19 protein-coding genes are annotated in these 21175 nt (G+C 50.9%); 16 read left to right on the top strand and 3 right to left on the bottom strand.

Annotated elements, in window-relative coordinates:
• The first annotated feature begins 109 nt into the window (after window positions 1-109).
• The 4 genes from B1728_RS26400 to B1728_RS26385 all read left to right on the top strand — a co-directional run bounded on the left by B1728_RS26400 (window position 110) and on the right by B1728_RS26385 (window position 5490).
• Window positions 110-1633, top strand: a complete 1524-nt coding sequence (locus B1728_RS26400) for an extracellular solute-binding protein (protein ID WP_079913419.1) — start codon at window positions 110-112, stop codon at window positions 1631-1633.
• A 345-nt stretch (window positions 1634-1978) separates the two neighbouring features.
• Window positions 1979-3508 (top strand): extracellular solute-binding protein, encoded by a 1530-nt coding sequence (locus B1728_RS26395; RefSeq protein WP_079913568.1) that lies wholly within the window; start codon window positions 1979-1981, stop codon window positions 3506-3508.
• A gap of 116 nt (window positions 3509-3624) precedes the next feature.
• Window positions 3625-4578, top strand: coding sequence for an ABC transporter permease (locus B1728_RS26390; RefSeq protein ID WP_079913418.1), 954 nt, complete (start codon window positions 3625-3627; stop codon window positions 4576-4578).
• 30 nt (window positions 4579-4608) lie between these two features.
• The gene (locus tag B1728_RS26385; protein WP_079913417.1) at window positions 4609-5490 is read left to right on the top strand and encodes a carbohydrate ABC transporter permease; all 882 of its coding nucleotides are present in this window, start codon (window positions 4609-4611) and stop codon (window positions 5488-5490) included.
• A gap of 98 nt (window positions 5491-5588) precedes the next feature.
• On the opposite strand, the gene B1728_RS26380 is transcribed toward B1728_RS26385, so the two are convergent.
• On the bottom strand, window positions 5589-5810 hold the full coding sequence (locus B1728_RS26380; RefSeq protein WP_079913416.1) for a hypothetical protein: 222 nt from the start codon (window positions 5808-5810) through the stop codon (window positions 5589-5591).
• A 256-nt stretch (window positions 5811-6066) separates the two neighbouring features.
• On the opposite strand from B1728_RS26380, the gene B1728_RS26375 reads away from it, so the two are divergent.
• From B1728_RS26375 to B1728_RS26360, 3 genes are all read left to right on the top strand, one after another.
• Window positions 6067-6372: a hypothetical protein gene (locus B1728_RS26375; RefSeq protein WP_079913415.1), complete on the top strand. Its 306-nt coding sequence runs from the start codon at window positions 6067-6069 to the stop codon at window positions 6370-6372.
• Between the two features lie 502 nt (window positions 6373-6874).
• On the top strand, window positions 6875-8038 hold the full coding sequence (locus tag B1728_RS26365; RefSeq protein ID WP_079913413.1) for a YhgE/Pip domain-containing protein: 1164 nt from the start codon (window positions 6875-6877) through the stop codon (window positions 8036-8038).
• Window positions 8039-8205: 167 nt separating this feature from the next.
• Complete coding sequence (locus B1728_RS26360) at window positions 8206-8808, top strand: TetR family transcriptional regulator (protein WP_079913412.1); 603 nt, start codon at window positions 8206-8208, stop codon at window positions 8806-8808.
• 96 nt (window positions 8809-8904) lie between these two features.
• Here B1728_RS26360 and B1728_RS26355 read toward each other — a convergent pair whose 3' ends face one another.
• The gene (locus tag B1728_RS26355) at window positions 8905-9471 is read right to left on the bottom strand and encodes a GbsR/MarR family transcriptional regulator (RefSeq protein ID WP_079913411.1); all 567 of its coding nucleotides are present in this window, start codon (window positions 9469-9471) and stop codon (window positions 8905-8907) included.
• Window positions 9472-9742: 271 nt separating this feature from the next.
• Between B1728_RS26355 and B1728_RS26350 the strand changes: the two genes are divergently transcribed.
• From B1728_RS26350 to B1728_RS26340, 3 genes are read left to right on the top strand one after another with little or no spacing between them, the layout of a single operon-like run.
• Window positions 9743-10960, top strand: a complete 1218-nt coding sequence (locus B1728_RS26350; protein WP_079913410.1) for a quaternary amine ABC transporter ATP-binding protein — start codon at window positions 9743-9745, stop codon at window positions 10958-10960.
• Complete coding sequence (locus tag B1728_RS26345) at window positions 10938-11777, top strand: ABC transporter permease (RefSeq protein ID WP_079913409.1); 840 nt, start codon at window positions 10938-10940, stop codon at window positions 11775-11777. Before B1728_RS26350 ends, B1728_RS26345 begins: the two co-directional genes overlap by 23 nt.
• Window positions 11778-11781: 4 nt before the next feature.
• Entirely contained in the window at window positions 11782-12675 is an 894-nt protein-coding gene (locus B1728_RS26340) for a glycine betaine ABC transporter substrate-binding protein (RefSeq protein WP_079913408.1), read from the top strand.
• Between the two features lie 148 nt (window positions 12676-12823).
• Here the strand turns inward: B1728_RS26340 and B1728_RS26335 are convergent, their stop codons facing one another.
• Window positions 12824-13588, bottom strand: a complete 765-nt coding sequence (locus B1728_RS26335) for a polysaccharide deacetylase family protein (protein ID WP_079913407.1) — start codon at window positions 13586-13588, stop codon at window positions 12824-12826.
• A gap of 314 nt (window positions 13589-13902) precedes the next feature.
• Here B1728_RS26335 and B1728_RS26330 point away from each other — a divergent pair, with 314 nt between their 5' ends.
• Genes B1728_RS26330 through B1728_RS26305 form a run of 6 tightly spaced genes read left to right on the top strand, consistent with a single transcriptional unit; the run spans window position 13903 to window position 21161 of the window.
• Window positions 13903-15549: a serine/threonine protein kinase gene (locus B1728_RS26330; RefSeq protein ID WP_079913406.1), complete on the top strand. Its 1647-nt coding sequence runs from the start codon at window positions 13903-13905 to the stop codon at window positions 15547-15549.
• A gap of 16 nt (window positions 15550-15565) precedes the next feature.
• A complete protein-coding gene (locus tag B1728_RS26325) occupies window positions 15566-16264 on the top strand; it encodes an SAF domain-containing protein (RefSeq protein WP_079913405.1) in 699 nt (232 codons plus the stop codon).
• Between the two features lie 26 nt (window positions 16265-16290).
• Entirely contained in the window at window positions 16291-17574 is a 1284-nt protein-coding gene (locus tag B1728_RS26320) for a P-loop NTPase family protein (protein WP_079913404.1), read from the top strand.
• Between the two features lie 5 nt (window positions 17575-17579).
• On the top strand, window positions 17580-19271 hold the full coding sequence (locus B1728_RS26315; RefSeq protein WP_079913403.1) for an ATPase, T2SS/T4P/T4SS family: 1692 nt from the start codon (window positions 17580-17582) through the stop codon (window positions 19269-19271).
• The gene (locus tag B1728_RS26310) at window positions 19249-20241 is read left to right on the top strand and encodes a hypothetical protein (protein WP_079913402.1); all 993 of its coding nucleotides are present in this window, start codon (window positions 19249-19251) and stop codon (window positions 20239-20241) included. Before B1728_RS26315 ends, B1728_RS26310 begins: the two co-directional genes overlap by 23 nt.
• 26 nt (window positions 20242-20267) lie before the next feature.
• Window positions 20268-21161: a hypothetical protein gene (locus tag B1728_RS26305; RefSeq protein ID WP_079913401.1), complete on the top strand. Its 894-nt coding sequence runs from the start codon at window positions 20268-20270 to the stop codon at window positions 21159-21161.
• The last annotated feature ends 14 nt before the right edge of the window (window positions 21162-21175 follow it).

Below are 21175 nucleotides of genomic sequence, written 5' to 3'. Positions count from 1 at the left end.
GACATGGGATGACGATTCTATCTTACCAATGGAACTCCAATGGAGCAATGATTTCATACAAATCGGCAATCGTGTATAATGAAATCAGGAGTAACGCGGGGAGGATAGCATGGTTATGCGTATAAAAAGCAGAACAAAGTCGATTTTAGTTGTAATCGCTTTCGCATTAATGGCTTTCCTATGGAACGGTTGCATGCCGAAGGAACAGCAGCCAGGCACCCAAGACATTAGCACTAAGCCTATAGGCATCATGGTGCCCCTGCATCAGAATCAGGCTCCCCCGCAGGAGATGCTTCGGGTGATAGAGCAGGCCGCCCAGGCGAAGCTCGAATTGGACTGGATTCCTAATGACAATTATAAGGAAAAAATGATAAACGCACTGCAAACGAACTCCTTAAAGCAAGTGACTTATGTGAACCAATCGGACTATATGTACGTCAAAAATGCGATCCGTTCCGGCATGTTCTGGGAAATCGGCCCTTACCTGGAGTTTTATCCGAATTTAAAAACGTTGAGCAAGAGTATCCTTAACGAATCAAGTGTTCAAGGTAAAATCTATGCTTTATATACGGAAAGGCCTGCTTCGCGGCAGGGGGTTATTTTGCGGAAGGATTGGCTTGAGCGGCTGCATCTGAAGGAGCCGGCGACTATCGAGGAGCTGTACCAGGTGCTGAAGCAGTTCACGGATCGGGACCCGGACGGGAACGGGCTCCATGATACGATAGGCATTGCAGATCGTGGAGATCTTACTTACGGAGCATTCAAAACCTTAAGCTCCTATTTTGGAACTCCGAATAATTGGGGACTGCAGGACGGGACCCTGGTTCCGGATTTTCAAACGAAGGAATACCTCGATACGATGAATTTCATGAAAAGGCTTGTCAGCGAAAATATGATCAATAAGGATTTCGCCGTAACCAGCAAGCAAATTCAGCGATATATGCTGATCAACGGGAAAGCGGGAGGCTATATCGGCAGCATGGCGGACGCACCTCGTCTGCAAAATGAGCTGAGGAAGTTTGATCCGAACGCCGAGCTGACCCTGATCAACCGGATTCGCGGTCCGAAGGGCGAAGGAGTATGGTCCAATCCGGGCTACAGCGGGATGTTCCTGTTCTCGAAGAAAGCCATCAAGAACGAGGAGGAGCTGCGGCATATTCTTGCTTTTTTTGATCGCAGCATGGGAGCGGAGATCAGCAGCCTGCTTCAATATGGAGTCGAAGGAAGGCATTATGAACTCGTTCAGGGGCAAATCACGGTAACGGCAGCCATGAATCAGCTTCATGACACGGAGGTGCTGCCTTTAACTTCTCTTGTCATCGGGGGGATGCATAACCCGAATTTGATGAAGGTGAAGGATGAGGAGGATCCTTTGGTGCTCAAAGCGAACCGGTTGATTAAGGATAATGAACAAATGCTGATTCGTGATGCTGCGGAAGGGTTGTCCTCGGAGACGTATGATCTTATGGGAGCCAATTTATCGGACATCATCACCGATGCCACACTGAATTATATCCTTGGCAAGATCGACCTGACGGCTTTTCAAAATGAGCTTCAGACATGGGAGAGCCGCGGCGGGGGGGATATCATTAAGGAATTTAACGAAGCGTACCGGAAAAAACATAATCCCTAGTATTTTTGGCTGTCATCTGTGATGACGGTCTTTTTTTTGCGATATAATGGTTCTCCCCACAAAGCAACTGAATCCGTTTCGCTAAGGCCCTGCTTTGTTGGGTTATTTTGCGCTAGGCAAGGATGAATACCATTCGATATGCCCGAATTACAGCCATATTAGGGGATGTGCAGAATTTAACCTGCCTCGCCCGAGATGCCCAGAAACCTTGATAGAACAAGGATTTCATGCGGGTGTGAGTCAATGATTGTAGTTGTAATGACGGTTCCCGTTATATGATAGCTCCAGCAACGAAAACATACAAAAAAACAAACGAAAAACAAACGGAGGTCGAAGCATTTGAAGATGAATCCGAAGTATGTGAAAAGAACCAGTATGGCCTGCGCCACGGTACTAGCCCTTTCTACTATCCTGGCAGGCTGCGGCGGTGCCAAAACGGACAACAAACAGGCGGCAGATTCAGGAGCTGCTCAAAATGAAGGACCGCTTAAGATTACGATCATGGCCAACTTGTCTACACCTGAAGTCCCTTCCGATAAAATAAAGAAAATATTGGAGGAGAAGACGAACAGCCAAATCGAATTCCAATGGGTTCCGGACGGGTCCTATGACGAGAAATTCCAAGCCGCTTTTGCAACCGGTTCCTTGCCTCAGGCAGCCTACCTGAAAAACCAGTCCTCCTTCGTGCTGCTCCGCGATGCGATCAAGAACGGACAGTTCTGGGAAATCGGGCCGTATCTGAAGGACTATCCTAACTTAAGCAAGTTGAATCCGGACGTTCTTAAAAATACGGCGGTTGAAGGTAAAATCTACTCCTTGTATCAAGAAAGACCGATCGCGCGTCAAGGGGTTATCTACCGGAAAGACTGGGCCGACAAGCTTGGTTTGCCTGAGCCGAAAACAACCGACGACATTTACAATATGCTGAAAAAATTCAAGGAAGCTGACTTTGCGGGCGGCGGTAAAACGTTAGGCCTTGCAGACCGTAACGATCTGGTTTACGGCTCGTTCAAAACATTAGCTTCTTACTTCGGAACTCCGAACGGTTGGGGCGTTCAAGACGGCAAGCTGGTTCCTGATTTCATGACCAAAGGCTACATGGATACGATGAAGTTCATTAAGAAGCTTCGCGATGAGGGCCTGATAAACCAGGACTTCCCGGTAACGAGTAAAACCGACCAGCAAAACATGATGTATACCGGTAAAGCGGGTATGTACATCGGTTCCATGCAGGACGTGCTGACGATTCAGGATAAAACGTCCAAAAACATAAAAGAAGCTCAATATGATGTATTGAACCAATTTACAAGCCCAAGCAACAGCAAACCGACCACTTGGGGGATTCCAGGCTACGGAACTTTGGTTGTGTTCCCTAAATCCGCTGTAAAAACAGAGAAGGAACTGAAGCAAATCCTGGCGTTCTACGACAAATTCTTCAATCCGGAAATCGCTAACCTGTTGAAATACGGCGTAGAGGGCACACACTACACGCTGAAAGACGGTAAGGTACAGCCAGGCGAGGATGAGAAGCTGAAGGAAAAAGAGCAAAAGCCTTACCTGACGGTAGCTTTGGCGGACACCACCAATATCCTTCCATCGCTGTACACGCTGAAGGCACAAGAGAAAGCCGTCAATCTGTCCAATGAAGCGGTGAAATTCGCTATCCAGGATCCGACGACACCTCTGGATTCCAAAACGTACAACGAAAAAGGCGCGAGACTGCAAGACATCATCAAGGACGCTACGTACAAATTTATGCTTGGCAACATTGACGAAGCCGGCTTCCAGGCAGCCGTCAAAAAATGGCAGGATGACGGCGGAGCCAAAATCATGGAAGAATATAACGCATCCTATAAAGCGAGCGGCGGTAAATAAATAAGTGCTACCAGGGGAGGGCCTCCTGATCATGTCAGGAGCCTCTCTCCGCCATTACGTTACCCCGGAATCCGCTGATCTTGATGATCTTATGGAAGGAAAGGAAGTTAATCACTATGAGCAATACTGTCGCTGAGCCTAAAGTGATGGAGGCTCCCAAAACCAATAGCGATTTAATGAAAAGGCTTGTCCGGAACCGGTACATGTATTTCATGATCATTCCCGGCCTGATCTATTTCATTATCTTCAAATATTTGCCCATGTACGGCTTAATCATTTCTTTCCAGGATTACATGCCATACAAAGGGATTCTGGGGAGCGAATGGGTAGGGCTGAAGCATTTCGAAAAGCTGTTTACCGATAGTGAGTTTTGGACTATTTTCAAAAACACGCTGGTGCTGTTCCTGTACAACATACTCTTTTATTTTCCCGTACCTATCATTTTGGCGATTATGTTGAATGAGGTAGCCGGTCAGTTTTTCAAACGGATCGTTCAAACGATCGTATACATTCCCCACTTTTTGTCCTGGGTTATTATCGTATCCATTACGTACGTCATGTTAACGATGGATGGCGGAATTATTAATGAATTGCTCGTTTTCTTCGGCTTCGCCAAGGTCAACTTTTTGTTAGATGCCGTATGGTTCCACCCCATGTACATTGCCCAGGTTATTTGGAGAGAAGCGGGCTGGGGAACGATTGTCTATCTGGCTGCCATTGCTTCCATTGATCCGCAGCTGTATGAGGCGGCAAGAATGGACGGAGCCGGCCGATTCAAGCAAATATGGCATATTACGCTTCCATCGATCCGGAGTGTCATCATCGTCCTGCTCATTCTTAGAATAGGCAACGTTCTCGATCTCAGCTTCGAACATGTATATTTGCTGCTCAACTCTATGAACCGTCCCGTAGCGGAAATTTTGGATACTTACGTGTATACCGTAGGCTTGAAGCAGGGACAATTCAGCTTCAGTACGGCAGTAGGCTTCTTCAAGTCCTTTGTAGGCTTGTTCCTGGTGGTTCTATCGAATAAATTGGCTAAAAAAATCGGCGAGGAAGGCATTTATTAATTTATTCCCGGAGAAAGAGAGGGCATCTTCATGGTTCAAGATAAAACGTTTGGCGGCAGAATGTTTGATATCGGCAACATCATCCTGCTGTCCATCATTGCGCTAATTACCTTCCTCCCGTTTTTGCATGTGGTCATGGCGTCCTTCACAACGGAAGAGGAGATGGCCAGAAAGCCGTTCGTACTGATTCCAACGGAATTTACGATCAAAGCCTATCAATACATTTTATCCACGAATGCTATCTATAAAGCTCTGGGAGTTTCCATCGGAGTTACGGTAGTCGGTACGCTGGTCAGTATGGTGCTTACCTGCCTGATGGCCTATGGCTTGACACGCAGAGACCTGGACGGGCGCAGAGTGCTGATGTTTCTGGTCGTATTCACCCTGTTGTTCAACGGCGGGCTCATTCCTACATTCCTGGTCGTTAAGGAGCTGGGCTTGGTCGATTCTTACTGGTCCCTTATCCTGCCGAGCGCGGTCAATGCGTTTAACCTGATCATCATGCGAAGCTTCTTTATGAATCTTCCTGAAGGAATAGAAGAGTCGGCCAAAATTGACGGCTGCAACGATTTCGGCATTTTGTTCAAAATCGTCATTCCATTGTCCATGCCGGCTATCGCAACGATTTCCTTGTTTTATGCGGTCAATTACTGGAACACTTATTTTAATGCCATCCTGTACTTGAACGATGCCTCCAAATGGCCGATCCAGGTGCTGCTGCGTCAAATTGTTATTGTGGCCAGTGCCTTCAGCGCCGATACGTCCGGCTTTGGCGACGATTTCGTCAAGCCGCCGGAGCAAACGATCAAAATGGCCGTCATCATGGTGTCCACCATCCCGATCCTGCTCGTATATCCGTTCCTGCAAAAATATTTTGCAAAAGGTGCCCTGGTCGGTTCTGTAAAAGGATAAGAAGCTTCCTGTAAAAAATAAAACATCAGCCTTGGTCCGAACATTCGGGCTAATAAGGCTGATGTTTTTTTGCCGCAGGGGATGATCCTGGCGAAGAGCTATTTCAAAAACTGAATCAACAAACCGACAAGAAGCACCACGGCGGCAGAGGTGAAAAAGAAATAACCGAAGTACCGGATCGGCGAGGGCATGGAGCCTATGTCCGCTTTTTTGGATGAACCTCCGTTCTGTATAGGCTGGGCATCCTGCAGCGGGTTTATATAATCGGCTTTCTCTACCCTGGCCGAGTCCGGCTGGGTTTCGTGAAGCGGCTTAGTCATAAAGCTTCTCCTTTCCGAAGGAAAGATCAGGTAAGGCGATGGGAGCTTCCAGGAGTGGGAAATATTGATATGTATTTTGACGCATGAAATTCCCAAAAGTTGCTTGTTCGAAACAGCATTTGTACGGGTTGTCATACAGGCACCCGTCTAATTTTATATATATAGGTGAATACCGTGCTCCGGCTAGGTGATTCTCCATAGACTGTTGGTGTGTTCGATAGTAACACGCCCTTAAAATTCATGGAGGTGTTCCTAAATGGATAAATTTAAACCAATGCCAATGCCAATGGTATCACCAGCTGAAATGCCAGGACCTATGCCAATGATGAATGCACCTATGCCTTTCCCTTCACCAAATTACGTCTCGCCCAGCTTCGCGGCACCAAGCTACGCTGCCCCAATCAATGTTCATGCCAGCAACGAAATAATCAACATCATCGAACCGAAGAAACATCATCACCATCATGGTCATTGCCATAAAGGGTGTGGATGGACATCAGTCGGTACAATTCTTGTATTGTACATTCTGCTTGTTATCATCCTGCGCGGCGTCGTCAGATGACACAGTAGAGGCGAGGTGAATCATAGGCCATGCCCACTGCCATGATGGGAAGGCTCCTTACTTTTTACGGGTTGGGTAAGGAGCCTCTCGCGGGTGGCTTTCCGATGATTGAGCGAAGTTTCCAGTTGGGAATGTGGGGCGAAATTTCGAGGATACCGGGATGCAAAACGCGGGCTGATGGGAGTGATAAAATAACTCGGGTATTTGAGAACCATCTAGGGATACATAGTTGAGCAGGTGTACCTATCGGAGCATGCGCATTGGTCATTTCCTTGATAGTGCGCCGGACGGTTTGCGAGGGCAAGCACGCGAAGTGCAGGGAAAACGGAGTTTTACTCTTTATATGTCAGGAGTTCCTGATTGGCAGGCCCGGCTATTTAATTAAGTAGGGCTTGAGTCGTTTTTTTTTGGCGTTAAGGGTTGACAGAAGAAGCTATCCTCCGTTATTGTATTAAACAAACGTTTAATTAAAACAGATATTTAATACAAAGGGAGAGGTGCTATGCTTAACGCTTTGCAAGCTTATTTGAAGAAACCGGCTACCATCATCGGTATCGTGACGGCCATGATGTTTCAGGTCATCTTCAGTATCATTTGGATGACGGGGTATGCTGGAGTTACGGATAACACGAAGCATCTTAAGATTGCGATTGTGAACGAAGACAACGGGACGGGAGCGAAGGTCATTGATCAGCTAAAGGAGAATTTGCCTTTTCAGCTTTTGACCGACAACGCTTATGATTCAGCCCGACAGCGGTTGGAGCGGCGGGAGGTGCAGATGGTGCTGCACATTCCGGGTGACTTTACCAAGCAGCTGCAAACCCCGGGACAGAAGGCGCAGATCGAATACACGATTAATGAATCGAATCCGGCCTTAATCAAAACCATGATGCAAGGTGTTGCGAATGGAGTCACCGCGACCGTAAATAAAGAGGCTGTTGCCGCGGGGGCACAAGCGGTTCTGACACAAGCGAATATTCCTGCACAGCAGGCTCAGGGAATGGCTCAAGGACTTGCGGAGAAGGTTACGGGACAACTGGAGTACATCCATCCGGTCAACGGAATGGCGAACCAGATGATCCCTATGATGCTGGTGTTGGCTTCCTTCGTAGGCGCAATGATTATGGGTATGAACATCCAGCAGGCCACCGGGATGATGGGGCACAGCATCGGCAAGTGGAGCAAATTTGCCGCTAGGATGACCATTAATGTGATCTCGGCTGTGTTCATTGCTTTGGTAGGCACTTCGCTGGTGCTGTCCCTGGGCGGCACTTCGGCAGGGGGCTTCCTGTCCATGTGGCTGTTCCAGACCTTGTTCCTGCTTACTTTCATGATATTCTCCCAGATGTTTCTTATTCTGTTCGGCATGGCCGGTATGCTGTTCAATATTACTATGCTGTCGGTGCAGCTCGTATCGTCCGGCGCCATGGTGCCGCGGGAGTTATTGTCCGATTTTTATTTGAAGCTGAGCGAGTATCTTCCGGCCACCTATGCGGTCAGGGGCATCATGAACATTGTGTACGATGGCTCCGGAGCTTCGGCCGAGGCATGGAATCTGGTAATGATTATGCTGGTATGCGGGCTGATAGGCGCTGCTGTGACAGGAATCCGAAGACAGGCCGTCCCGGTGCCTTCTCGAGCGGAAGCAGGTCTTACTCGGGCTTAAGTTGCAAAAGATAGTATGAATCCGTCGATGCTTCCTTCGGCGGATTGTAATACGCGCAAATTGTAACCGCTTGCGATTCTGACTTGAAAGCTCCATAATAAGAATAATTCACGAAGAAAGATCCGGCATTGCTTACTTATTATTGCTTTTAAAGCTGAGGAGATATTATGACACAAACCGAATCGGATATGAAAATACGGATTTTGCTTGCAGCCAAAAAGCTGTTTGCCAAACAAGGCTTTGACGGAACGACCGTACGCCAAATTTGCGAAGAAGCGGGCGCTAATGTAGCGCTGATTTCGTATTATTTCGGGGGAAAAGAAAAAGTATTTCATGCGGTCATCGACTATTTCTTCGTCGGCCATCGGCTGGAGGAGCTGGAACAGCAGCTGAAGGAGCCGGTGTCGGGACTCAAGCTTCTGGTGAAGGAAGTCGTATGGTTCTGCATGAACGAGCCGGAGCTTGCCTCGATTATTCAGCAGGAATTCGCAGCCAATTCCCAGAGGTTGTCCCATATTACCGAGCGTACCTTTCCGATTTGGATCAAGATAAAAGAGCTGCTTGCCAGAGGGAAACAGGAGGGAGTATTTCATTTTGAATCGCTGGATCATACGCTGCTTTTTGTCGTCAGTACGGCGCTCTCCTTCAAAAAATTGGTCACCCTGAGGCCTCTGTTTACTGAGCAGGAGGCCAGTGTGGGAGCAACGGCGGAGCATGCCAGCCTGTTCGTGCTTCGGGCACTCGGGGCGGCAGGATTTGATGAGCAATAGGGCTGCAGCCGAGCAGGTTAAAAACAAAAGGAAATAGGCCGGGGATCCTTACGATCGCTCGGCCTTTTGTCGTTGATGTTGAGATTGAAGTCACGTTTATTTATCAGGGGTCTCTTTAGGGATAAACTGATAAATATCGCCCGTTTCAAACGAGTCGATCAGCTTATCGAGCCACTTATAGTAAGCGATAGCATGCTTGATTTTATCTATATCCCTGCTCAAGCAGGTCTGAAGGAGCTCGTCGTCGGGGAAGCGATTGGATAAATCCTGCAGCTCCGCTAACGATTTACGCATGGATTGCAAATTGATTTCCAGCGCCTTACGCCACTTGATGTCGAAATAATCGGCAAACGTCTGGTACCAGTCCGATTCTACCTCATAAAGATCCTTCCGCGATCCTTTTTCCCATACTTGATTCACCATCTTTAGATCCAGCAGCGAACGAATCCCCGTGCTCATGCTTGTCTTGCTCATCTCCATGGCTTCGCCCATTTCGTCAAGCGTCATCGGTTTGTTTTGAAAAAACATTAATCCGTATAACAGACCATGAGATAGCGTGATTCCATACAAGTCCATATTTTTGCCGATAGATTCGATGACGCGCTTCCGCGCTTTTTGAATCAGTTCTTCCTGCTCGGGCGCGATCCCTTCTAACCCGTTCATTCTTGCACCCACTCCTCTGTCGATGTCCTAGACTTAGATGGCAATCATCATTATCAGAACTCAGGATTATTGTAAGAAACTAAAGGCAGATTGTAAAGCTTTGGATAACGGACGATAAGAAAGGAATCGGGAGGATTTAACGTGTAAAGTTTATAAAGTTTTTTCTGTACGTACAATACAAACGAAAAAAAGTGTTGACTCTGTACAAAGCATTCTTTACACTTAGTTACGAGAGAACTGGAAACGAAATGGAATGGAACGAGGTGAGCCCATGGCCATTATCGAAGTAAAAGAGCTTTCGAAAGTATTTGGCCCAAATCCCGAAAACGTGCTCGGTCTTCTCGATAAAGGCTGGTCCAAGGACCGTATTTACAAGGAGACAAAGCATACCGTCGGGGTTAATAAAGTTAGTTTCTCAATTGAACCGGGGGAAATATTCGTCATTATGGGATTGTCGGGAAGCGGCAAGTCCACGCTGGTCCGGCTCCTGAATCGTCTGATAGAGCCGACGCTCGGAACGATTGCAGTCCACGGTCAAGATATCGTGCGGATGAGTCAAGAGCAGCTGAGGCAGGTTAGACGGAAGCAGATCAGCATGGTGTTTCAAAAATTCGCATTGTTCCCCCATCGAACGGTGCTTGAGAACGTGGAATACGGTCTGGAAGTGCAAGGGATAGAGAAAGCATCCAGACGGAGCAAGGCGGAAGCCGCACTGGAGCTGGTCGGTCTGAAGGGATGGGATACCAGTTATCCCGATCAGCTGAGCGGCGGGATGCAGCAGAGGGTAGGGCTTGCAAGAGCTTTAGCCAATGACCCGGATATTTTATTGATGGATGAAGCGTTTAGCGCCTTGGATCCGCTTATTCGCAAGGATATGCAGGATGAGCTGCTGGAGCTTCAGGAGAAGATGAAGAAAACGATCGTCTTCATTACCCACGATCTGGATGAAGCGCTGCGGATCGGCGACCGGATCGCCCTGATGAAGGACGGGGCGGTTGTCCAGATAGGCACACCGGAAGAAATATTAATGAATCCGGCTAACGAATATGTGGAGCGGTTCGTGGAGGATGTCGATCTATCCAAGGTTCTGACTGCCGCTCATGTCATGCGCAGGCCGGAGACCGTGGGACTCGACAGAGGTCCGCGGGTAGCCCTGCAGCTGATGCGGGATAGCGGCATCTCCAATTTGTTCGTGGTCGATAGATCCAAGAGGCTGATCGGGGTTATCACTGCGGACGATGCCTCCAGAGCGGCTATGGAAGGTCAGTCGTTAGAGGATATCGTCATAGCCGATGTGCCTACCGTAGCCCCAGAAGTGCTGCTTCACGAATTATTCGAAATATGCGGCTCATCCAAATATCCCGTTGCCGTTGTCAATGAGAACGGCCGCATCGTAGGCGTGATTGTCCGCGGTGCCGTTCTGGGAGCTTTGGCTGGACAGCATATGGCAAAGGAGGTGACGGCGAATGATTCCGAAACTGCCTCTTGACGAGTGGGTGGAGAACGGGGTTGATGCGCTTGGGACGCATCTGTCACTGCTCTTCGATGCGGTCGCGGCCATCATTGAAGGGATCGTAAACGGCATCTCTTCCGTACTCCATCTGGTACCGTCCTTATTATTTATCGTATTGCTGGGCGCGGTTGCGTACTGGTTCGCCCGTTGGCCTATGGCCTTATTCACGATCATCGGATTATACCTTATCGATAATTTGGGATATTGGGACCACACGATGGACACGTTGGCCCTGGTGCTGACATCGGCTATCATTTCTATCGTGCTCGGAATCCCGCTCGGCATATGGTGTGCGAAGGACCAGCGCGTGCAAAATGTGCTCACGCCGGCTCTTGATTTCATGCAGACGATGCCTGCCTTCGTCTACTTGATTCCGGCCGTTACCTTTTTCGGCTTGGGAGTCGTGCCCGGAGTTATCGCCTCCGTGATCTTCGCGGTGCCGCCAACGATTCGCCTGACGAATTTGGGCATACGCCAAGTTCCGGCTGATCTGATCGAAGCATCCCATGCCTTCGGCTCTACGTCGGGGCAGATGCTGTTCAAGGTTCAGCTGCCTTTGGCGGTGCCTTCCATCATGGCAGGCGTGAACCAGACGCTGATGCTGGCTTTGTCCATGGTTGTCATTTCGTCCATGATCGGAGCCCAAGGCATTGGGGCCGATGTGTATCGGGCGGTCACACAGATTAAGACCGGCCAAGGCTTCGAAGCCGGCTTAGCGATCGTTATTCTTGCTATTTTTCTGGATCGAATGACGCAGCATCTCGTGAAGCGAAAAAGAACAAAGAGAGGGTAATGAAATGAAAAAAACGATGAAAGCATTTATGTTCGCAGGGCTCTCCGCCCTTGTTATCTTGACCGGCTGTGCCAAGGAAAAGGATGCGGCGCAAACCCAAACGATAGGAGCCCAGGTCAAGCATGAGATTATCGGGATCGATCCCGGGGCCGGGATTATGCAATCGACGGCGCAGGCGCTCAAGGATTACGAGCTTACCGATTGGAAGCTGGTCGAAGGCTCTGGGGCGGCCATGACCGCGGCTTTGGATAAAGCCTACAAGGATAAGAAGCCGATTATCATTACCGGCTGGACCCCGCATTGGATGTTCGGCAAGTATGATTTGAAATATTTGAAGGATCCCAAAAATGTGTATGGCGGGGACGAACAGATTCATACGATTGCTCGCACAGGGTTAAAGAACGATGAGCCATCGGCTTACAGCCTGCTGGATAAGTTCGAATGGACACCTGAAGACATGGCCAAGGTCATGGTAGATATACAAAACGGCAAAAAGCCGGAGGAAGCTGCCGCCGCATGGGTAAAGGATAATGCAGCCAAGGTGGACGAATGGAGCAAGGATATTCCTAAAGCGGAAGGGAAAAAGCTGAAGCTTGCCTATGTTGCCTGGGATTCGGAAATTGCCAGCACCAACGTTGTGAAGAACGTGCTGGAAACAAGGCTGGGGTATAAAGTCGAGCTGCTTCAAGTTGAAGCGGGACCGATGTGGGCCGGTATCTCTAACGGGGATGCGGATGCAATCGTAGCCGCGTGGCTGCCGACAACGCATAAGGATTACTATGAGAAGTATAAAGGGAAGTTTGAAGACTTGGGCGTTAACTTGAACGGGACAAAAATCGGACTTGTCGTTCCGTCCTACATGGATATTGATTCAATCGAGGATTTGAAAACAAAATAACGATGCAGAGCAGGGAGCCGTTTTCGTGGGGAAAGCGGCTCCTTGGTCTGTCGGATGTTCCTGCTGATTAATAAAGAAGGAACCCTCCTTGTGGGGGGAGCTAAAGCTGCGCTTATACGCTCATCCTTACCTTGCGGCTTGGCGTGGGTTACTGTATCGTATCCCCCTGTTTTACGGGACTCAGCTTGCTGTAGGACAGCAGCTCGGAAATCGTAACAAACCGGTAGCCTCTTTTTTTCAGCTCAGGCAGTATGGTTTTCAAGGCAGCGATAGTCTGTGTCTGTCCTTCTACATAATCATGGAACAGGACGATATCACCGTTGCGGGCATTATTCAGCACGGTGGAGGTGATTTTGGAAACCCCTGGCGTATTCCAGTCCATAGTGTTCTGATGCCATGACCACATGACTATGGTAAAGCCTTCCTTTCTGGCGATGCGTACGAGAGTCTCATTGTAGTAGCCGCCCGGGGGCCGGAACAGGTGGGGCCTTTGTCCGCTTGCCTTAAAGATAGCGTCCTGCGTTTTTCGAAGCTCATCCTGCAACCGATTCTCGGATACCCTTTTATTGAAATATAAATGTCTATAGGTGTGATTGGCAAGCTCATGACCTTCGTCCGCTTCCCGTTTGACAAGATCAGGGTACAGCTCGGCTTTATTTCCGATGATAAAAAAGGTTGCCTTGACCCCGTACTCTTTCAGTAAGTCCAAGATTATAGGCGTATCCTCGGGGTCAGGACCGTCATCGAAGCTGAGCGCTATGACCTGTTCCTCGGTTGGGACTTCCCAGACTACCTCACCCCGTTTTTCAAAATACGGTCGTCCCTTGCTGGGTGCGGCCGTTATGGTTGTACTGAATCCAAGCAGCAGTATGCAGCCTGAAAGCGCCAATACTTTGAAGTTGCGACTACGCATGTCATTGAGGCCTCCTATTGCATCCTAAATATGAGAGTGTACCATAGTTTTCCCCCGCGGAGTAAATTTAGACATCCGCTTCCTTCCAATTACAAGGACTGCTTTGGTGTTCATGCTATTATTAGCAAGGATCGAAAACTGTTGCATAATCAAGAAATTTGTGGTAATTTATAGACAACATTGGATATTACGAGCGGAAGAACCGCCTCTATCCTGCGCTGACGCGCCGGGAAAGGGGCGGTTTTTTTGCCGTTGCAGGAAATACGGGTTCCGCTTCAGCATGAACATGATCTGGACAAGAGGTGAAATCTGGAATGAGGGGACAGCAGGGACTAGGCATTGGAGATCTGCTCGGACAGCGTTATCGCATTGAATCCGTCATCGGCAGGGGAGGAATGAGCACCGTTTACCTGGCTCAAGATTTGCGGCTGCCGGGCAAGCGCAGAGCGGTGAAGGAAGCGAGGCTGGAAGAGGATGAGGCGTATGCAGGATTGGCGGAGGCGGACATGCTGGTTCGTCTTAACCATCCGAACTTGCCGGATATTATTGATTATTATGCTGGCGAACGGGGCGGATACAGCTATCTGGTGATGGATTATATAGAAGGGGAAACGCTTCTGCAGCGGTTTGAGCGGAGCGGCCGCCGTCTGGGGCTGGATCAGGTAATGGATTATTCGCTGCAGCTGTGCGATCTGTTTCAGTATTTGCACAGCCGCAGGCCGGAGCCGATTATTTATCGCGATTTGAAGCCATCCAATCTGATGATCGATGTGCAGGAGCGGCTTCGGCTTATCGATTTTGGCATCGCGCGAAGCTACAAGGCAGGGCAAGCTGCCGATACGGTGCGGATCGGCACGGTCGGCTTCGCGGCCCCCGAGCAGTTCGAGGGGAGGCAGACCGATGAGCGCACCGATTTGTACGGGCTCGGGGCGCTTATGTATTTTTTGCTGAGCGGCGGACAGTATTACCACGCCGCCCGCATGCAGCTGAGGGAGCTGGATGCGAAGCTCCCCTCCCAGCTTGCCGCACTCGTAGAGCGGCTGCTGCAGGCGGACCCGGCCGCCCGGTATCAAAGCGCGGCCGAGGTGCGCGAGGAGCTGCTGCGGCTGCAGGCGGAGCGTCGACCGCCGGCCAGGGCCGCAGCGATGCGCGGCGGCGGCACTGCGGCGCAGCCGCCGCGCATCCTTGCCGTAGGCGCGCTGTACAGCGGCGCCGGGGCCACCTTCGCGGCGATTACGCTTGCCCGTGCGCTGCACGGGCTGGGCGTACCGCACGCGGCAGCCGAACCGCCGAAGCAGCAGCCGGAGCTGCACGCGCTGCTGTTCGGCGAGAAGCATGCGCCGCCCGGCTATCGCTGCTACAACGCGGCGGGCGCCGACATGGCGCGGGATGCAGCCTGGACGGACGGCTGCACCCTATGGCTGCCCTCGGCTGCGGAGCCGCCGGGCGGCGAGCCCTCCAGCCGCTGGGTGCGAACGCTTCTGGAGCTGGAGCGCCCCATTGTGCTGGTAGACATTGGGGCGGAGTGGGATCGACCCGATATTCGCGAGCTTCTAACCGGGGAGACGGTCGATATCCTTTATGTCACAGACCCGATTCTTCATAAATTGGACCTTGAAGCGACGCGAAGAAGCCAAATCCAGCTGCAGCAGCTTAAGGAAGCAGGTAAGCGGGTTTACGGAATGGCTAACAAAACGGTAGCCTCCGGTCATACCGCCCATTGGCTGCGGGTTCTGCCCGAGCCGCCGGTCTGTCTTCTCCCTGCGATCGACTACGCGGCGATTGCCGAAGCAAGTTGGCTCGGCCATAGGGTACAGGATCGACCGGTTGTGAGGGAGAAGCTGCTTCGGGCGGTCCAGCCGTGGCTGAGAGATTGGCTGGAGAATCAAGCCGGACTTGCAGGACATACTGCCGCTGGCGGTACGCTCCAGGTGCTTCGCAAGCTTTGGAAAAACGGATAACAGGAGAAGAAGCCCGATGAATTTCTGGTATAAATGCATGTACTATGTGCTGGTTATTGGCTTATGTTTGTCCGGGCCTGCACTGTTGATAGGATGGAAATGGGGGGTTGAGCCGAGATGGGGCACCGTGGAGGTGCTTCAGGCAGCTCGAACCGTAGAGCGCGGCGTACGATTATCGGAGGCAGACCTGAAGAAGGTTAAGCTGAAAAAGGAGCTGCTGGTAGACGGAGCTATAGATAAGCTGCCCCGTGCCCTTGGGCAGGAAACCACGCGTGTCATCCGGGCTAATGAGCAGATCACCGATGCCATGCTGAATACGAATCACCTTCTCCCCGGCCCAGGAGAATGGAATTTGTCGCTCCCTGCGGAATGGATGTTCGGAAAACCACCGGGAAGCCTGCTGCGGGGAGATAGGGTCTCTCTCCTGCTCGTGCAAAAGGAAGAGGCCAAAAAAGCGGAAGATAAAGCGGGCCAGGAGATGACTCGGGATAAGCTGGAGTCGCTGAACATTCCGTTCGAGGAGGAAAAGAGGCTCGCGGAGATCGTTGTCAGCTACGTCAAAGGTACGAACAATCAGGAGATTGCCTCGACGGATGACCGGAAGAAGACGACCGGCGCCGTCAATACGGTGGAGCTGATAGTCAACGATGAGCAGAAGGAGCTCATTCGCAAATACGGCACCAAGGGTTACCGTTTTTTGATCATATATAGATAAGGAATATCAGGGGAGGCGTACGATAATTGAATGCTTATGTAGTGGCAGAGGATCGGCGTTTGATAGAAGCGCTGCGGCTTTCAAACGATTATGGCTCCATATCACCGATCTCTAAGGAAATGATTACCGTTCTGCTAATGGAAGGAGAGGAGCTCCGTGATAACGGCAGCTTCGATACGATCTTGGCGGAATTAGGCTTGGCGGCACCGGTCGGCAAAACGGGATCAGCAGGTGATGCGGAAGTTTGGATTGTCAGCGGAGAAAGTCTGGATATCTATGAAGCTATTGCTTTACGGGAAAGATGTCCCGAGCCTGCCTTTATTTATTTGTTAACCAACGATCCCGATTTTCCCGCGATGAAAACTACCCAAAGCCTATGCGCTGCGCACGGAATCCGGTATGTGATGCCTTATCTGACCCCGGAACAGGCTGCCCGTGAAATCGGAAGACTGTGCTTCGAGAGACAGCCGACTGCAAGCAAAGTGATTACAGCCATTGGCGCGCTGCCGCAATCAGGCCTTACCTCAAGCCTTTTGTTGACGGGGGTACAGCTTGCCAGGCTGTCGGGCAAACGAATCGGAGTTCTAGGCTTGAACGGCTGGAACCCGGGGGATAGCGCTCTTAAGTACGAAGGCAAGTATTTGGATGAGCTTTGGGGCAGTCTTCAAGGACGGCAGCTGCATGGAGAAGAGCTAGTAGGGAAAATGCATCGGGCGGCACCCGGCGTGCATTATTTGGCGGGCAACCGGGATCTGAAAAAGCTGTACTACTACCACACGGACGGGATTTCCTGGCTGATTGAGAAGGCGCGCGAATGCTTTGATCTGGTGCTGATCGATGCAGGCAGTTATCCGGATCATGCGTTGTCTGCACAAAGCATCTATGCTGCGGACCTTCTTTTGGTACAAATGAACCAGAGTCAGGCCGCTAAAGAGCAATGGCGGCGAATGTGCGAGCAGATTCTATCCCCCGTGTTTCATTTGGAAAGCCGGCAGGCGATGCTGCTGTTCAATCGCATGGTTCGCTCCCCCGATATGGAGAACGAGAAGCAGCTGTCCCGTCAGCTGGACATGCCCTACGTCGGAAGTCTTCCTCATGTACCATCGTTTTACCGGTGTGAATCCGAGAAAAGCCTGCTCCATCAGCATTGGCCCGATTATGACAAGGAATTGAACAAGCTGTGCCGGGCCATTCTTCATTACTACAGCATTCCCCTTCAGTCTGCTACGGGGGCATCAGCCTCCCGTATGGCGCCAAAAGCGGCCAAGGGCTCCTGGCTTCGTTGGATGAAGCCGTTGAAGGAGGCGTAAATCCAATGGAGGGTTACTCCAGATTCCATATCGGTCAATTTCATAGGGAAGCATCACCGCCGGAAGCTTCTTCTTCTCTCCGTGCTAGCCAGCCTGCGGCTGAGCCGGGCCCGGCTATTGCCGGGAGGATGACATTTGATCAGGCATGCAAAACCTACAAGGAGCTGGTCGGTGAGCGTTTTGCCGGAACGATGCATCGCAGGGAGGACGATCCCCTGTCTGCCGACGGGACGAGAGTGGATGAGGCTCAGGCCTTCGTTGAGCTGGAGAATAAAGCGATCATCGGTGTTCCCGAGACTGTATCGGCCATTATGGAGCAAATTCAGTCCTATGTGGATCAGAACGGCCTTTACCAGGTGGAGCTGCCGGAATATTACGCCGGACTAAGGCCGTATGCCCGGGAGGAGCAGCAGTGCTACTCCGACATCACCCATGCGATGTTTCACGAAATCTACGGCTTTAAAGCGCTGGCCTGCTGGCAAAAGTACCCGGACAGCTACGCGGCTCAAATTATCGGCACCTCGATTTGGATTCATCATCATGGACGGCATGAGCGGATGCCCTTCCAGTTCGCATCCACCCAGGATGTCGATAAAATCATTCGCGCACTAACCAGGCAGAGGGAGGATGCCATCGTTAATTTATACAACACTACGCTGGAGGTTGATTTGTATACGGGGGAACGGGTGACGCTGACGGTCAAGCCGGATGTAAGGCATGATGTCATTACGTTTCGGCGGTTTCTGATCGGCAGGGTAACGGTGGATGATCTGGCGGACGAACGGCGCAAGACGATTCCGCCTGAAGCGGCTGTGCTTCTGAAGGGCATTTCCAAAACGCATTGCAATCTTTTGATCATCGGTCCGCCAGGGACCGGCAAGTCTACTACCTTGAAGGCGCTGCTCGCCGAAAGGGCTGACGATTACACCGGGGCAATTATTGAGAAGCATTACGAGCTGGCCGCGAGCCGGGATTTTCCCGAGAAAAAATTAATCGAGCGGGTTACTCATGAGAACACGTTCCATCATGCAATGGATCAGGTGCTTCGGTTCGATGTCGATTATGCAATCATCGGTGAAGTAAGAAGGATCGAAGCGGAAGGGGCTATGCTCGCTTGCGAACGGTTGATGAAAGGATTCGGAAGCACGTTCCATACGTGGAAGCCCGAGACAGTCCCGTCCCAATTCGCCCGGCTGTTATGCAGCCTGAACCCGGGGGTGAGGTTCGAGGAGGAGGAGAAGCGGGTTGCTGATAATATAGACATTCTCATCGTTCAGACCCAGGATGTCCGGAGATCGCGCAAAAGAATCAAAAGCGTCATGGAGCTCCGCTATAACCGCTTGAACGGCGAGATTAGCACGCATGAGCTTATGCATTGGAACGAGAAGGACGATACGTGGTCCTACAGGAACGATCTAAGCGAACGCCTGCGCAAGGAAATGCGCGAGCTGCAGCCCGAGTGGGCCGAGATTACCGAACGGACGCTTAAGAGATTAGCGGAGGCGTCGCCTATTCCCGAAGGGGAAGGGGTCGTTGTGTTGAACCCGGCGTATGCGAATCCGCTTCATCGAATCAGCGATACTTTGGCGAGGCTCCAGCCCTATGAACAGAAGCTGCGGCAGGAAGCGGCTATCGGAGTACGTGAGTGTATCGAGGCTTGGGGAGGGCAGACCGGTGGCGCTGTATCCGATCGTTAATGCTGCAGTACTGTTCATCTCCGCTTGGCTGTTCACGGTAGGGCTGTATAAGACCTGTTATCCTGCGCTTCGTTATTGGGGGGAAGCCGTTCGAACCGACCGGCGATACCGCAAAGGAATGAGGCAGCTGCGCAGGCAAAAGGAGCCGGGGGAGGAGGCCTCCTGGCTGGCAGCCTTATGGCAGCGTATGCGGCGTAAGCTGGAGCTGCTGCTAAAGGCTACGCATGGCGACCGTTTTCATGAATCTACGGTTCAGAAATTTGTATTGCTCGCTGTGTCGATGGCGGTTTCCGTTGGTCTTATCATTTATTTTATTACTTTGGATGTCCGTTTCAGCTTTTTTATGGGACTGCTTATTCTGGCGTGCCCGGTCGCTTATCACCGGTTGAAGCTCCGAAGCCTGCAAATTCAGAGTGGCTATGATCTGGCGGAAGCGGTTGGAATTTTATCCTCTAAATATAAAGTAACCAGGGGCAATATGCGAACCGCACTGCAGCTCGCCAGCCAGGAAATTTCGTCGGCGCCCATCCGCCGGCACTTTATGAACTGGATTCGCGAGGAGTTGAATTATGTGGATTCGCGCGAAATGGAGAAGGCGATTGAAGAGTTCATCTACAGCATTCAAACATCCTTTGCCAAGCAGCTGGGGCTGACAGTGCTCAAGGGGCTGCTTCGCAGCGAGAATGTCGAGAGCACGCTCAACGCGATAGATAAAAATATTCATAAGCACATCGATATGCTGCGCGATGAAGGAGATTCGAGCTCGGAGGTGCTGCAGCTTAGCTGGCTGCACGTGATTCTGTTTCCTCTGTTGATCATTATTATGATCGTTTTTATGGGATATAACAGCACGATGCATTATCAGCTCGGGACCGAGCAGGGACGATTCTGGCTGACGGTCACACTTTGCTTTATCGGCGGGTCCCTGCTATTAGCGGTTTGGTTCCGCCGCCCTCCTAACGATTACTGAACAGGATTGGAGATGACGACAGCTTCATGATATGGCAATCCGGAGGCTATGTCCTGGCAAGCTCTTTATTCGCGCTGCTGATCTGCTTGCTTTATGTTTATGCCGCTTATCTGGTACACCGGAGAATGCGCGCGCCTTTATCTTTAAAGTATATGACCCGGCTGCAGTATATGCAGCTGAAACGATGGTTGCAGCATCCGGAGCTGGAGAGGCGTTTGGAGCAAACGGGCTACCCGCTCAGGCTGAACGCCTGGAAGATTCAATCGATCCGATACGGCATAGCTCTGGTATGGATATTGAACAGTCTCTATGATGCTTCCTTCCATTGGGCTGAGCTTACCTGGCCCAGCTTGCTGCTTCGCCTGTGGGGGCCGGTTGTCGTACTGCTAGCCACGAATACAAAAGCTTCCTTGCTGACTTACCTGTTGAGCAAATGGAAGGAAATCGATGATGGTGAAAAAAATCGCGAGCTGTTCATGATCTACAGCATGATTGCAGATGAGCTTAAAGGCAACCCGAAGCGCAGGCTGAATCTTCACACCTTGCTGACCAAGCTTAGGGACTATACAGTGCGCATTAAGCCTTCCTTGAATAAAGGGCTGCGGAGGTTCGACGAGGGAGCCCATTTGGCGTTGCAGACGATTGCCGAGGATATCGGCACCCGGGAGGCGAAGGAGCTGTGCAAGCTGCTGGCGGATTTGGAGCTGACCCCTCCGGAGGACATCTCAGCCTTGGTCGATACCCGGGAGGAGAGCTACACGCAAATGCTGCGTGAAAACCGCCGCCGTCAAAGAAAGTTTTTCGGCAGCATCGCTTATGCGGCCGCATTCAGCCCGCTGCTCATTTATTTATGGAATGCGTTAAATATTGCTCAGCAGTATGTGACGGATTTAGCGCGCAGCACGAACCATTTTGGATAATGAAAAACAAGGAG

Origin of the sequence: Paenibacillus sp. 32352 (assembly GCF_002042965.1) — a bacterium.
Lineage (GTDB): Bacteria > Bacillota > Bacilli > Paenibacillales > NBRC-103111 > Paenibacillus_S > Paenibacillus_S vulneris.
This window is presented reverse-complemented; position numbering and strand designations above follow the sequence as displayed.

Bases quoted from the DNA above. Each gene is read 5' to 3' on its own strand.
- B1728_RS26400 (WP_079913419.1), top strand. From the start codon at position 110: ATGGTTATGCGTATAAAAAGCAGAACAAAGTCGATTTTAGTTGTAATC.
- B1728_RS26395 (WP_079913568.1), top strand. From the start codon at position 1,979: ATGAATCCGAAGTATGTGAAAAGAACCAGTATGGCCTGCGCCACGGTA.
- B1728_RS26390 (WP_079913418.1), top strand. From the start codon at position 3,625: ATGAGCAATACTGTCGCTGAGCCTAAAGTGATGGAGGCTCCCAAAACC.
- B1728_RS26385 (WP_079913417.1), top strand. From the start codon at position 4,609: ATGGTTCAAGATAAAACGTTTGGCGGCAGAATGTTTGATATCGGCAAC.
- B1728_RS26380 (WP_079913416.1), bottom strand. From the start codon at position 5,810: ATGACTAAGCCGCTTCACGAAACCCAGCCGGACTCGGCCAGGGTAGAG.
- B1728_RS26375 (WP_079913415.1), top strand. From the start codon at position 6,067: ATGGATAAATTTAAACCAATGCCAATGCCAATGGTATCACCAGCTGAA.
- B1728_RS26365 (WP_079913413.1), top strand. From the start codon at position 6,875: ATGCTTAACGCTTTGCAAGCTTATTTGAAGAAACCGGCTACCATCATC.
- B1728_RS26360 (WP_079913412.1), top strand. From the start codon at position 8,206: ATGACACAAACCGAATCGGATATGAAAATACGGATTTTGCTTGCAGCC.
- B1728_RS26355 (WP_079913411.1), bottom strand. From the start codon at position 9,471: ATGAACGGGTTAGAAGGGATCGCGCCCGAGCAGGAAGAACTGATTCAA.
- B1728_RS26350 (WP_079913410.1), top strand. From the start codon at position 9,743: ATGGCCATTATCGAAGTAAAAGAGCTTTCGAAAGTATTTGGCCCAAAT.
- B1728_RS26345 (WP_079913409.1), top strand. From the start codon at position 10,938: ATGATTCCGAAACTGCCTCTTGACGAGTGGGTGGAGAACGGGGTTGAT.
- B1728_RS26340 (WP_079913408.1), top strand. From the start codon at position 11,782: ATGAAAAAAACGATGAAAGCATTTATGTTCGCAGGGCTCTCCGCCCTT.
- B1728_RS26335 (WP_079913407.1), bottom strand. From the start codon at position 13,588: ATGCGTAGTCGCAACTTCAAAGTATTGGCGCTTTCAGGCTGCATACTG.
- B1728_RS26330 (WP_079913406.1), top strand. From the start codon at position 13,903: ATGAGGGGACAGCAGGGACTAGGCATTGGAGATCTGCTCGGACAGCGT.
- B1728_RS26325 (WP_079913405.1), top strand. From the start codon at position 15,566: ATGAATTTCTGGTATAAATGCATGTACTATGTGCTGGTTATTGGCTTA.
- B1728_RS26315 (WP_079913403.1), top strand. From the start codon at position 17,580: ATGGAGGGTTACTCCAGATTCCATATCGGTCAATTTCATAGGGAAGCA.
- B1728_RS26305 (WP_079913401.1), top strand. From the start codon at position 20,268: ATGATATGGCAATCCGGAGGCTATGTCCTGGCAAGCTCTTTATTCGCG.